This window comes from Deinococcus sp. Marseille-Q6407 (assembly GCF_946848805.1).
Classification (GTDB): Bacteria; Deinococcota; Deinococci; order Deinococcales; family Deinococcaceae; genus Deinococcus.
In genome coordinates, this window is sequence record NZ_CAMPFU010000002.1 from 520,662 (window position 1) to 533,681 (window position 13,020).

General features: G+C 66.7%; 11 protein-coding genes. 8 read left to right on the forward strand and 3 right to left on the reverse strand.

Annotation, left to right across the window (positions count from 1 at the left end; genetic code table 11):
• Positions 1 to 39: 39 nt before the first annotated feature.
• Entirely contained in the window at positions 40 to 891 is an 852-nt protein-coding gene (locus OCI36_RS04570; protein WP_261663895.1) for a metallophosphoesterase family protein, read from the reverse strand.
• Between the two features lie 58 nt (positions 892 to 949).
• Here OCI36_RS04570 and plsY point away from each other — a divergent pair, with 58 nt between their 5' ends.
• The 8 genes from plsY (at position 950) to polA (ending at position 10,836) form a co-directional block, all read left to right on the forward strand.
• Positions 950 to 1,567, forward strand: coding sequence for a glycerol-3-phosphate 1-O-acyltransferase PlsY (plsY, locus tag OCI36_RS04575; RefSeq protein WP_261663896.1), 618 nt, complete (start codon positions 950 to 952; stop codon positions 1,565 to 1,567).
• 75 nt (positions 1,568 to 1,642) lie between these two features.
• A complete protein-coding gene (locus OCI36_RS04580) occupies positions 1,643 to 2,482 on the forward strand; it encodes a DNA-formamidopyrimidine glycosylase (RefSeq protein ID WP_261663897.1) in 840 nt (279 codons plus the stop codon).
• A 408-nt stretch (positions 2,483 to 2,890) separates the two neighbouring features.
• Positions 2,891 to 3,136 carry a hypothetical protein gene (locus OCI36_RS04585; protein WP_261663898.1) on the forward strand — a complete coding sequence of 82 codons (246 nt, stop codon included), beginning with the start codon at positions 2,891 to 2,893 and terminating at the stop codon, positions 3,134 to 3,136.
• A gap of 75 nt (positions 3,137 to 3,211) precedes the next feature.
• Positions 3,212 to 3,859, forward strand: a complete 648-nt coding sequence (gene pdxH, locus OCI36_RS04590) for a pyridoxamine 5'-phosphate oxidase (protein WP_261663899.1) — start codon at positions 3,212 to 3,214, stop codon at positions 3,857 to 3,859.
• A gap of 77 nt (positions 3,860 to 3,936) precedes the next feature.
• The gene (locus OCI36_RS04595; protein ID WP_261663900.1) at positions 3,937 to 4,515 is read left to right on the forward strand and encodes an NfeD family protein; all 579 of its coding nucleotides are present in this window, start codon (positions 3,937 to 3,939) and stop codon (positions 4,513 to 4,515) included.
• Positions 4,516 to 4,632: 117 nt separating this feature from the next.
• On the forward strand, positions 4,633 to 6,183 hold the full coding sequence (locus tag OCI36_RS04600; RefSeq protein ID WP_261663901.1) for a flotillin family protein: 1,551 nt from the start codon (positions 4,633 to 4,635) through the stop codon (positions 6,181 to 6,183).
• Between the two features lie 218 nt (positions 6,184 to 6,401).
• A complete protein-coding gene (locus OCI36_RS04605; RefSeq protein ID WP_261663902.1) occupies positions 6,402 to 8,093 on the forward strand; it encodes an erythromycin esterase family protein in 1,692 nt (563 codons plus the stop codon).
• Between the two features lie 37 nt (positions 8,094 to 8,130).
• Positions 8,131 to 10,836 (forward strand): DNA polymerase I, encoded by a 2,706-nt coding sequence (gene polA, locus OCI36_RS04610; protein ID WP_261663903.1) that lies wholly within the window; start codon positions 8,131 to 8,133, stop codon positions 10,834 to 10,836.
• Positions 10,837 to 10,999: 163 nt separating this feature from the next.
• Here polA and OCI36_RS04615 read toward each other — a convergent pair whose 3' ends face one another.
• Both OCI36_RS04615 and OCI36_RS04620 read right to left on the reverse strand, forming a co-directional pair.
• A complete protein-coding gene (locus OCI36_RS04615) occupies positions 11,000 to 11,791 on the reverse strand; it encodes a hypothetical protein (RefSeq protein ID WP_261663905.1) in 792 nt (263 codons plus the stop codon).
• Positions 11,788 to 12,960 carry an amidase gene (locus tag OCI36_RS04620; RefSeq protein WP_261663906.1) on the reverse strand — a complete coding sequence of 391 codons (1,173 nt, stop codon included), beginning with the start codon at positions 12,958 to 12,960 and terminating at the stop codon, positions 11,788 to 11,790. The genes OCI36_RS04615 and OCI36_RS04620 overlap by 4 nt, the downstream gene beginning before the upstream one ends.
• Between the last annotated feature and the right edge of the window lie 60 nt (positions 12,961 to 13,020).

Sequence of the window (13,020 nt, forward strand, 5' to 3'; positions counted from 1 at the left end):
CTGGCCGGCGCGGGCAGTGAAGCGAGGCTAAGGCCGGCTTTACACCCGGGCCGGCGGCCAGCTCCAGTTGTGGTCGCCGGCCATGAACTGGTCCCAGGTGGCCTCGTTGCGCGGCAGCGCTTCGGCCTCGGTCCAGGCCCAGTAAGGCGTGTAGAGACTGCGCGAGGTGAGCAGTTCCTGGCGGAAGATCTCGGCGCTCAGGCCAGTGGCGAGGTAGCCGCTCTCGGCAAAGCGCTGCAGGCTGCTCTGGCGGTCGTAGCTGACCCGTATAATTTCCGGCTGCCAGCCCTGCGCCGTGGCCGTAAGCAGCAGGTAAGCGGCGCGGGGGTCGCCATCGGCCGAGACGCCTACCCCGCCGGTGTTCAGCACCAGAATGTCGCCACTGCGGTGCACCACCGGCCGGTGAATGTGCGAGCCCACCACCACCCGGTGCCCCCCGGCCACCTCACGCAGCCGCCCCGCGCTCATGCGGTCGCTGAGGCCCTCGCGGTAGTTGGCGGTGGTGCCGTGGGCAATCAGGACATCCGGCAGGCCGTCTGCTTTCAGCACCTCCGAGAAGTTCCACTGCTGCGGCACATACAGCAGCCCGGCCCGGTCCAGCGTCTCGGCGTTCCAGGCGGTGGCTTCCCAGAAAGGGTCAGTAAACCACTCGGGCGGCAGGTTTTCCGAGCGCTCCTGCCACAGCTTGAGCAGGTCGTCGTGGTTGCCCAGCACGAAGCTTACGTCGCTGCGCTTCAGCAGTTCTTCCATCACGGCGACAGAATCGGGGCCACGGTTGACCAGGTCCCCGTTGACGATGATGCGGTCCACGCCCCGGGCTTCAGTGTCGCGCAGCACGGCGCGCAGGGCCCCCAGGTTGCCGTGAATATCGGCCATAACGGCAACTTTCATATGCCCGCAGTCTACGCCCAGGCGGGGTAAGGCTTCTGTTTCACCCGACATGTTTAGAATGTCAGACGTGATCCTCACCAATTTGCTGCTGGTTGCGCTCTGTTATCTGCTGGGCGCGGTCCCCGCCGCCGCGTGGGTGGCCCGCGCCCGTGGGGTGGATATCCGCACGGTCGGCAGCGGCAACAGCGGCGCCACCAACGTGCTCCGGTCGCTGGGCAAGGGCCCGGCCGCGTTCGTGGCCACCTTCGACATCTTCAAAGGCGTGCTGGCCGTCACGCTGGCGCGCCTGGCCGGGCTGGACCATGAATGGGTGGCGCTGTGCGGCGTGATGGCGGTGGTCGGGCACAATTTCAGCGTGTTTCTGCGGGGGCGGGGCGGCAAAGGGGTCGCCACATCTTTCGGCACGGTGGTGACCCTTTCGCCGGCCATTGGCTTTTTCGCCTTCGTGCTGGCCATCTTTACCATGTGGCTGACCCGCTTCGTCTCGGCCGGCAGCATCATCGGGGCGGCCGCCGTGCTGGCGCTGCTGGCCTTCAGCTATATGGTGCATCTGCCCCCGCCCTGGTACGGCACCGCCGCTCTGACCTTTCTGGCGCTGCTGCTGATCTGGCAGCACCGCGACAACATCACCCGGCTGACCTCCGGCACCGAGCGGCGGCTGGGCGACAAGGCCTGAAAGAGGCAATGCTGGGCGGGAACTGTAGGGTGGGCGTCAGGCGCTCAGGCCGGGAAGCTCTAGCCTGCTTCTGATATGCCCGAACTGCCCGAAGTGGAAACCACCCGCCGCACCATTGCGCCCATCGTGACCGGCCGGACCGTGCTGGAGATTCAGCACCGGCACCCTGAGAAATACCCGGATACCGAGCTGGCACACGGCCGCACCATTCTGGAGCCGCGCCGCCGGGGCAAGTACCTGATTCTGCCGCTGTCGGACGCCGGCGCCGAGCCGGACCGTGAACTGATCGTGCATCTGGGGATGACGGGAGGCTTTCGGCTGGAAGAAACGCCGCACACCCGGCTGACCCTGCTGCTGGACAGCGGCCCACTTTATTTCAATGACCCCCGGCGCTTTGGCAAAGTGCGGGTGGTGCCGGCCGGCGAGTACGCGGCGCTGCCCACCCTGGCCGCGATGGGCCCGGAGCCACTGTCGGACGACTTCCGGCTGGACGCGTTTACCGAGGCGGCCGCCCGCGCCGGTGCCGTCAAGCCCTGGCTGCTGAGCCAGCGGCCGGTGGCGGGCGTGGGCAACATCTACGCCGACGAGGCACTGTGGCGGGCCCGCATTCACCCCTCACAGCAGCGCCTGAGCGCCGAGCAGGCCCAGAGGCTGCACGGGGCCATCCGTGAGGTGCTGGGGGAAGCGGTGGACGCAGGCGGCTCCAGCCTGGGCAATGGCGTGAGCAACTACCGGCAGCTGGGCGGCGAGTGGGGCGGGTTTCAGGTGCAGCACGCCGCTTATGGCCGGGGCGGCCAGCCGTGCCCCCGCTGCGGCACCCCACTCGAAAAGACCGTGCTGGGGCAGCGCGGCACCCATTTCTGCCCGCAGTGCCAGCAGCTGACCGCCGGAAGCCAGCACTCGCCGGAAAGCTGAGAGGCCCCTAGACTGGGTCATGTCACTCTCAGCATTGGTCCTGGCGGCGGCCCTCGGTGCGCCGGCCGGGCGTCCTGTACCCTCTCAGCGGCCCGAAGCGCTGCTGCGGCCGGACCGGGCCGCTCATCTGCAGGCCTGCTTCTCTCCTGCGGCGCAGGAAACGCTGGGGGCCGCCGGACCGCCAGTTGCGTGTCACGCTTCCGGCCGAGCTGCTGCGGGGGCAATGCCGACCGGACTACAGCGACCTGGGCGAGTATGGCCGGCCCGGCATGCCTGGCCGCTCTGCGCGGCAGAATATCGCCCTGAGCGCTCTGGAGAGTCTGGCTTCCGGCTGGCTGGAAGACCACCCGGTGTTGGGCGTCAACCTCTACGCCCGGGCCGGCAGCGCGGCAGTGGAGCGCCGCCCTGGTGCTGCTGGACGCGAACGGCGCGGAGCTGGGCCGCCTGGCGCCGCAGACCGGCATGGTGCGGTTTTTCCCAGACAGCAGCGGCAATGGACCGTCAGCCGGCCTGGGCCTCAGCAGTCTGGTGTTCCGTGACCTGCCACGGCCACAGATGCGGCAAGCCGCGCAGCTGATGATCGAGGTGAACTGGGGCACCGGTGAGGTGGAGCGCCTGCCGCTGGCCGGCGGCGCCCTGAAGACAGTGCCCTGAAGACAGTGCCCTAAAGCCAGCCGCACCTGCCCGCCAGACACCTGCCCGCCAGACAGAGCCCGCTAGACTGAGTCCATGACCGATCTCACCGATCTGCGCCTGTCGTACACCCGCGCCGCTCTGAGCCGGGACGAGCTGAAGGCCGACCCCGCTGAGCAGTTCAGCGAGTGGCTGAAGGCCGCCCTGCAAGGTGGCGCGGTCCGGGAGCCCTACGCTTTTGTCCTGGCCACCGCCGACGCCAGCGGGCAGCCCAGCGTGCGGACCTTGCTGCTGCGCGGCATAGACGAGCAGGGCCAGCTGAGCTTTTATACCGGCTACGAGTCGGAAAAAGGCCGTGCCCTGGCCGGGAACCCACGGGCCGAAATGCTGTTTTTCTGGGACGCCCTGGAGCAGCAGGTGCGGGTGCGCGGCCGGGTCGAGCGCCTCAGCAGTGAGGAGAGCACTGCTTATTTCCACAAGCGCCCGCACGACAGCCAGCTGGCCGCGCTCGCCAGTACGCCGCAGAGCGCGCCTATCGAAAGCCGGGCAGCGCTGGAAGCCAAGTTTGCCGCGCTGCACGAGCAATTCGGGGGCCAGGAGGTGCCCCGGCCCGACTTCTGGGGCGGATTCCGGCTGGTGCCGGAGCGCTGGGAGTTCTGGCAGGGCCGCCCCAACCGGATGCACGACCGGCTGGTATACCTGCGCCAGGGTGAAGGCTGGGCGCTGGAGCGCCTGATGCCGTAAGGGAACTCTGCAAGCCCCGCCCGGAAACTCTAGGGCCATTCGCCGCGTATCCCTCAGCAGGAGGACACACGGCAGACATGGATTTCTATCTTCTCGCACTGATTATCGGCGGCGGCCTGCTGCTGCTGTCGCTGCTGGGCGGGCACGGCAGCGACCTGGATCTGGACCTTGACCCGGGCGCGGGCGCCGACCTCAGCCCTGACCTGAGCGCCCCGCCGCACGGCGCCGCCGGCGACCCGTCCTCTGGCAATCTGGCCTCCTGGTTTTCCATGCGGGCGCTGGTGTCTTTCCTGGCCTTTTTCGGGCTGGCGGGGGTGCTGGGCCGGCTGCTGGGCCTGAGCGGCACCGTGCAGCTGCTGACCGCCCTGGTCACCGGGCTACTGGCCGGCGCCGCCACTGCGTCCGCTTTCCGGCTGGCCCGCCGGCACGGCAACGTCTCGTTCGAGGCGGCCACCCTGGTGGGCCGGGTCGGCACCGTGGTGGTGCCGCTGCACCCTGGCCGGCTGGGACGGGTGGCGCTGGAACTGGGGGCGCAGCAAGAACAGCTGGCCGCCCGCAGCGAGGTGGCCCTGACCGCCGGGCAGCAGGTGATCGTCACCGCCGAAGACGCCGGGGTGCTGGAAGTTCAGCCCTGGGACAGTGGCCGGATGCCCTGAACCTAGAGCCCTGAACCTAAAGCCCTGTTCTTGAGCCAGTCACCCCACTTTCCCTTTTCCCGAGAACCACGCCCCTCCCCCCTTCACACTCTTTCCCCTCGCCTCTAAGGAGACACCATGGTTCCCACCCTGATCATCGGCGGCCTGTTCCTGATTGCCATCATCTTCCTGCTGATTTTGCTGCAGAGCATGCTGATCGTGGTGCCGCCCAACCGGGTGCTGGTCATCTCGGGCCGCAGCCGCGCGACGGCTGCCGGTGACCGGGTAGGCTACCGGGTGATTCGCGGCGGGCGGGCCTTCCGCATTCCGGTGCTGGAAAAGGCCAGCTGGATGGACCTGACCACCATTCCGCTGGACCTGGGCATCGAAAACGCCTATTCCAAGGGCGGCATTCCGCTGAGGATTCACGCGGTGGCCAACGTGAAAGTCAATGCCCACGAGCCTTTTTTGTCCAACGCCATCGAGCGGTTTCTGGATATGCCGCGCGAGCAGTTGACCGCCATCGTGCGCGACACGCTGGAAGGCAACTTGCGCGGGGTGGTCGCCACCCTGACGCCCGAGGAAATCAACGAGGACCGGCTGCGCTTTGCCGAGGCACTGATGGAAGAGGCCGAGCACGACCTCAACAGCCTCGGCATTAAGCTGGACACCCTCAAGATTCAGAACGTGACCGACGAGAGCGGCTACCTGGGCAGCATCGGCCGCCGGCAAACCGCCGAGGTGCTCAAAGAAGCCCGCATCGCCGAGGCCGCCCGCGACGCCGAGGCCAGTGAGGCTGAGGCGCAGGCCCGACAGCGCGCCACCATCGCAAGAACCATTTCCGAGCAGGCGATTCTGGAGCGGCAGACCGAGCTGCGGATTCGCCGCGCCGAGCTGGAAGCCGAGTCGGCCGCCCGCGAGAACGAGGCGCAGGTGTCGGCCGAGCGGGCCAAGGTCACAGCCGAGCAGCAGCTGGAGCAAGAGCGCATCATCCTGAACCAGAAACGCTTGGAAGCCGACATCGTGGCGCCGGCCCGCGCCCGCCGCGAGGCAGAGCTGCTGCGGGCACAGGCCGAGGCCGCGCCCATCATCGAAGAAGGCCGCGCCCGCGCCGAAGCGGTGCGGCAGATTGTCGCCGCTTTTGCCGAAACTGGCCCAGACGCCGAACGCGCTTACGTGCTGAACATGCTGCCTTCGATTGTGGATACTTTTGCCGAAAGCGTGAAGGCGGTGGACATCGACCGGATCACCGTGATCGATTCCGGCGACGGCAAAGCCACCCAGAGCGCCATGCAGACGCTGCCGCGCAACGTGATCGGGCTGGTGGAGCAGGTGGAAACGGCCACCGGTGTGAACCTGCTGGGTCTGCTGCAGGGCGCCGGCAAAGCCCCCGGCCCGGACCGTGGGCCCCAGGGCGGAGGGAGCGGCGGTGACCAGCCCCAGCCGGCCTCAGCTCAGTCAGTGGCAGGCCAGCCAGTACCGGCGACAACCACACCGTCCACGCCCCGGGCAGAAGCTGCTCCGGTCATCTCGCCGGCCCCCGTCCCCCCGGCCCGCACGTTGGCCGACCACCTGCCCCTAGGCCGACACGCCGCCAAGGCTCCGGCTCAGGCGACGGCCGTGGAAGCGTCACCGCCCAGTGTGGTGGTGCGCCGGGGTGGCACGGCAGAGGGAAAGGGCCTGCAATAAAAGAAGCCTAGATCTTAAATTTATACGAATTGAGCGCTGCTCCAATACAATCAGGGGCAGTCATGCAATTCAGAAAGTACCGATTATTCACCTGGCTTGGGGCGTTCCTCCTCGCCGGGTGTCAACCTTCTCCCAGCGATAATGCGGCTTCGGCCCCCGCCGAAGCTGCTGCCACTGGGGCGACAATCTCTTAAGCGCAGGCTCAGGCAAGCGCCGAGTTGCCCGCAGAAATCCAGGACTTTTACCGGCAGCTGGCGGAGCAAAACACGAGTCTGGCCGCGACCCGATTCATTCTGGACCACGCCACCCCTGACCACACCCAGTCCACACTGTTGGGCCAGCAGGAAACCCGGAAAGGACTCGGGGCCATTGCTCAAGACTCCGTGGTCAGCGAGATGAAGTCTCAGCTGGATATCCTGAGCAGCCAGCCTATTGACGGCGGTTTCGAGGTGAAAACACGTTCCGCCGTCAAAGGGATCCTGGCGGGACCTGGCGGTGTGATCGCAGAGTCCAGGGCACCCATTTCCTGGACGAACGACGGGGTCGACTATTGGAGACAGAGTGAAGGTCAGTGGAAGCTCCAACGTAGCCAGCCGCTCAAGCAGACGACAGAGTTCCAGGGCCAGCAAGTGACAGTAGAGGCTGAACTGAAACCTGCAGCAGAGGTTCTGGCCCGCCGAAAGGCAGCCGTGAAGGAGGTCCTGCAGCCGCTGCCCACCCTGCAGTTTGCCGGTGACCTGCATGACCCTGCGTGGCTGGCTCCTTATGGCGCAGCACAACTTGTGGGCCTGGGCGAAGGGTCTCACGGAACAGAGGAAATCCACCAACTCAAGGCCCAACTGTTCAAACAGCTGGCCACCCACCACGGCTTTACGGTGCTGACCTTCGAGGCCGACCCAGGCTACGTCTATAAACTCAACCGCTGGGTTCTGGGCGAAGGGGACGAAGACCTGAGGGACATCTTCGCCCTGTCTCAGTTCAACTTTACGACGCAGACCACCTCCGAGCTGTTGACCTGGATGCGCCAGCAGAACAAGGCCGGGCACCAGCCGCCCTTTGAGGTCTGGGGCATCGATTCAAGAACTCCCTCGTTTACGGCTGGGGAACTGTACCGGCTCCTGCTGGAAGGCGACGCCAAGCGGAACACTGCCGCCCTGATTCAGCTCTCTCCCGAACGCTGGTACAAGTTCATCAATGATATCGACGCTTTTCCCGAAGAGCGCCAGGCCCTCAAAAATCTGGCGGGCGCAGTCGCACAGTTACCGGCCAGTGACCCGAAACTGGCTGACATCCAGTATCTGGCCGGTGCTCTGGGGCAGTTCGACGAGCTGCTGGATGCGTACACGGCGGCGCGCGACCCCAAGAACGCGGCCGCACTCAACCGCAGTTTGTCATTGGAGAACGAGTTCATGGCCCGCAACGCCCAGAAGGCCACCGCAGGGAGAAAAGGAGCCGTCTGGGCACACAACATCCATGTCGGCCGTTCCCTCCCCGGGAGTGGGTCGGGCATTGGGACCTTCCTGGGGGAGAGCCTGGGCGCAGAACGATACCAAATCATCTGCTCAACCCCAGGCCGTGGGAAGGCGAATGCTTTTGAAGAACTCTCTGGCCCCAATCGCCGCTGGGAAGCCCGGGAACTGCTGCCGCCTGTGGCTTATCAGATAGACGGCTTAGCTGCCTCTGCCCTGCCTCCTGAGCAACCTGCAGGCTACATCTCCCTGAAAGATTTCCAGGCCCAGCCTGCACTGAAAGAGTGGCTGGGCAAGGGCATGAACTTCTCGCAGATAGGGCTGCTCTACGCGCCTGGCAGTACCACCTACCAGTATCCCATGAACCTGGATTCCTGCGATGGCTATGTCTTTGTCCGGGAAAGCAGCCCTTCTCGCCTGGTGAAACAAAGTGGGAGCTGAAGCCGAGTTTCCCACTCGCCGCCTGTAGACTGGCGGCATGTCTTCACCCTCCCCCGCCGCTGCGCCGCAGCCGGACACCCTGGTCTTGATCGACGGCCACGCGCTGGCTTTCCGCTCGTACTTCGCCCTACCGCCGCTGAGCAACTCCAAAGGTGAAAGCACCCACGCCATCATCGGGTTCATGCGCCAGGCCCTGCGGATGGCGCGGCAAAAAGGCAATCAGCTGGTGGTGGTGTTCGACCCTCCCGGCGGCACGTTCCGCCACGAGCAGTACGAGGACTACAAGTCGGGCCGCGCCGAGACGCCGGGTGACCTGCCGCCGCAGATTCGGCGTATCCGGGCCCTGGTAGACGCGCTGGGCTGGCCGCGGCTGGAAGTTCCCGGCTACGAGGCCGACGACGTGATCGCCACGATGACCAAGCGGGGGCAGCAAGAAGGTATGCAGGTGCGGATTCTGACCTCTGACCGCGACGCCTATCAGCTGCTGGCCGATGACGTGAAGGTCATCAAGAACGACAATTCGCTGTTCGGCCCCCAGGACGTGCTGGACAAGTACGGCGTGACGGTGTCCCAGTGGGTGGATTTCCGCGCCCTGACCGGCGACGCCAGCGACAACATCCCCGGTGCCAAGGGCATCGGCCCCAAGACCGCCACCAAGATCCTGCAGGAATACGGCACGCTGGACGCCGCGCTGGAAGCAGCCAAGGCCGGCACGCTGGAACCCAAAGGCACCCGGAAAAAGCTGCTGGACAGCGAGGACGCCGTGCGGTTCAGCCGTGAGCTGTCGCAGATGGTGTGCGACCTGGACCTAGACTGCGAGCTGCGCGCCGAGCGCGGCGCCGGCGACCCCGCCCAACTGAACGAACTGCTGGGCGAGCTGGAGCTGGAATCGCTGCGCGGCGAGATTGCCCGGCTGGTGGCCGGAGAGCTGACCAGCCCTCCCACCGCAGAGAGCGACCAGGCCGAAAGCGGCGCCCTGGCCGAGTTTCAGCCGCCCGAAACCGGCGAGTGGCAGGTGCCTGAGCTGCCGGAGGGTCAGGAGGCGGTCTGGGGTTACCTGCTAAGCCGCGAAGACGACCTGACCGCCAGTCTGACCGGCGCCGCCTGGCTGGACGGTGAGGTGGCCCGCCCGGTGCCTCTGCATGACCCGGCACCCCTGCAAGGTAGCGAGCCGCCCCGCCTGCTGGATTCAGGAGACGCAGAGGAAAAACCCAAGAAGCGTGGCAAGAAAAAAGAACCGCTGCCCGAAGTGGACGAAACGGTTCTGACTGCCGCCCTGGGCGGGCACGAACTGGACGCGGCCGGCGCCAAAGCCCTGGCGGCCTGGCTGAGCGTGCGCGGCTGTGAGGTCACCCCCGGCGACGACCCGCTGCTGCTGGCTTACCTGCTGGACCCGGCCAACACCGCCATGCCGGCAGTGGCCAAGCGCTACCTGAACACCGATTGGCCCGACGACGCGGCCGCGCGGGCGGCCATTGCCGCGCAGCTGCTGGAACTGCTGCCCCCACAGCTGGACGAGGCCCGCATGCGGCTGTACACAGCGGTGGAAAAACCCCTCAGCGGCGTGCTGGCCCGGATGGAAGCGCGCGGCGTACGGCTGGACAGCGAGTATCTGCAGGGCCTGTCGCTGGCCCTGCAGGGCCGGCTGGACCGACTGGAAGCCCAGATTTACGAGGCGGCCGGGCACGAATTCAGCATTCGCAGCCGCGACCAGCTGGAAGCCGTGCTGTACGATGAACTGGGGCTGGACACCGGCAAGAAGACCAAACTGACCGGCAAGCGCTCCACCGCCATGAGCGCCCTGGAACCGCTGCGGGGCGAGCATCCCATCATCCCCCTGATTCTGGAATACCGTGAGCTGGAAAAACTGCGCGGCACCTACCTCGACCCCTTGCCGCGGCTGGTCAACCCACGCACCGGGCGGCTGCACACCACTTTTGCCCAGACCGCCGTGGCGACCGGGCGCCTGAGCAGCCTGAACCCCAACCTCCAGAACATTCCCATTCGCTCGGAAGAGGGCCGGGAAATCCGGCGCGGGTTTATTGCGGACCCCGGCTACCGGCTGGTGGCGGCCGACTATTCGCAGCTGGAACTGAGGCTGATGGCCCACATCGCCGGCGACGAGCCGATGCAGCGGGCTTTTCAGGAAGGGGCCGATATTCACCGCCGCACCGCCTCGCAGGTGCTGGGGCTGGACGAGGACACCATCACCCCGGACCAGCGCCGCGCTGCCAAGACAGTGAATTTCGGCGTGCTGTACGGCATGAGTGCCCACCGGCTCAGCAACGAGCTGGGGATTCCGTATGCTGAGGCCACCGGCTTTATCGAGAACTATTTCGGCATCTATCCCGGCATTCAGCGTTATATCGACGAAACGCTGGAATTCGGGCGGCAGCACGGCTATGTGGAAACGCTGTACGGCCGCCGCCGCTACGTGCCGGAGCTGAAGGCCCGCAACCGCAACCTGCGCGAAGCCGGCGAGCGGCTGGCCTACAACATGCCAATTCAGGGCACCGCCGCCGACATCATGAAAATGGCGATGGTAGCGCTGGAACCGGGCCTGGACGCGCTGGGCGCCCGGATGCTGATTCAGGTGCACGACGAACTACTGATCGAAACCCCCGAAGAACGCGCCGAGGAAGTCGCTGCGCTGACCAAACAAGTGATGGAAAACGTGGTGCAGCTGAAGGTGCCGTTGGTGGTGGAAGCCGGAATCAGCGACAACTGGTACGAGGCCAAATAGCCGGCTGTCACAGCAAGTGCACGGGGCGCCGGAGTTAGGGGCTGGGGACCGGGGATGACGCCGCTCCTACCCTCTGGGCCCCTCTCTTCTGGCGCTGCGGCCGACCTGAGGACATCGCTGGAGCCTGAAGCCAGCTGGCAAGTGACACCGCTCACTGCCCAACTCAATGAAGCTGCTGGCGCAGCGCGCTCAGCGAGGGCACCGGTGGCCCGGCCGGTGAGTCCTGACCGTCCGGCCCGCCCAGGCCCAGGCGAACCGGCTTGCCAGCGGCAGCCTCGGCAATGGCGATCACCGGGCCTGCATAATCACCCGCCTGCACGCGCAGAGGCTGGCTGGAAGGATACACCGCCACCGCATACACCCAGGGGTTCCGGCCGGCCGTCTCGTAAAGGTAAAGGGTATTCCACTCGTCCAGCCGCAGCGGCGCTGTCCGCTGAGTAGGCCAGCCGGTATCTGCGCCGGACAGGCAGGATTTCGGCTGGCTGACCACCAGGCTCCGTTCCAGCTGCTTCTTCCAGTGGGTCACCTGCTGGGCTGCCAGGGCGGTCAGGCAGGTTTTCCGCTCTTGGGCGGTGGTGCGGAACCGCTCGCCTATAGTCCATTCCTGCTGGTAACGGGCCGTGGGCGGAATCCTGTCTTTGCCGGTGGCCTGCTGCAGACTTTCTTGAATTCCAGCCACGACCAGACCCTCGTGGGCCTGCCCGCGGTTGTCCACCCGCACGCTGATGACAGCGGCCGTCTGCGGCGGAAAAGTCAGCAAGGCGCTGCTCCGGCTGCCAGTGACCGACATGACATCACTGCTCATGAAGATGGGCTGAGTGTATTGCTGCCATTCCGCCTCGGCGTCTTTGCTGGGTGCTCCCCAGACCAGCGGCTTCTGGCTGGAATCGCTGCAGGCGCTCAGGCCCAGGGTCAGGACCGGTGCCAGGGCCAGGGCAGCGACCCGGTGCCTCATCCGGCCAGTTCCCGCACCAGCCCCAGCAAGCGGGTGTCCTCGCCCCAGGGGGCCACCAGCTGCGCGCCCAGCCAGTCCACCCCGGAAGGCAGCGCCACAGCCGGCGCGCCCAGCAGAGAGAAAGGGGCGGTCAGCCGCAGCACGGCCAGGCGAATGTTGGTGGGGCCGTCCGGCAGCGCTGCCTCCTCCACGCCGATACGCGGCGGCAGGCAGGGCACGGCCGGGGCCAGAATCAGGTCACACCCGGCAAAGATGTCTGTAAGCAGCTGGCGGTAGCTCTCGCGCCGGGCATAAGCGGCCTGGACTGCGGCGCCAGTCAGGCCCTGCCCGGCGCGCAGTTTGTCCAGAATATCCGGGCTGAAGCCGGGGTCGGCCTGCGCCAGTGCGGCCGCATGAACCTGCGCCGCCTCGTGACCCACGATGTCGCTGTAGGCATCCAGCATATTGGGCAGCGTGACCGGTTGCGGCAGCAACTCCGCGCCCTGCTGTTCCAGCCGGGCCGCCAGGCTGGAAAGGGCCTGCTGCGCGTCCGCGTCCAGCCAGCCCTGCGGCCGCCAGAGGCCCACCCGCATGCCGGCCCAGCTCTGCTGCGGCACTGCCGCCCCAGTCAGGGCTTCCTGCACCCGCAGAATGGTGCCGAACTCGCGGGCCAGCGGGCCGGTGTGGTCACAGGTGGGGCTGAGCGGCAGGACACCCTCGGTGGGCCAGGCCGGGTAGTTCTTGGTGGGCTTGTACCCGTACACGCCGCACCATGCCGACGGCACCCGGATAGAGCCGCCGGTATCGGTGCCCAGCGCAAAGTCCACCTGGCCCAGCGCTGCCGTCACAGCGGCCCCGGAACTGCTGCCGCCGGTCACGTGGCCCGGCAGGAAAGGATGCTCGGTGCCGCCAAAAGCGTTGGCGCCCAGAATGCCCATGGCAATCTCGTGCAGGTGGGTCTTGCCGGCCGCGCTGGCGCCCAGCTCCAGCAGCCGGGCAACAAGTGGGCTGGGGGCGACATCGGGCAGGCTGGCGCGGGTGCTGGCCCGCAGCGGCCAGCCGGCCACCCCGAACAGGTCCTTGACCGAGAAAGTCAGGCCGCTGAGGGGACCGCCGGGCGTGCCGGCCAGCGGCGTTTCGGGGCAGTAGGCCCAGGCCCGCTGGGGATCGCTGAAAGCAGAGGCAACCATGCTTCCAGTCTAGAGCAGTCCTCCGAATGACGCGGGCGCCGGAACATCACCGCCACCTGC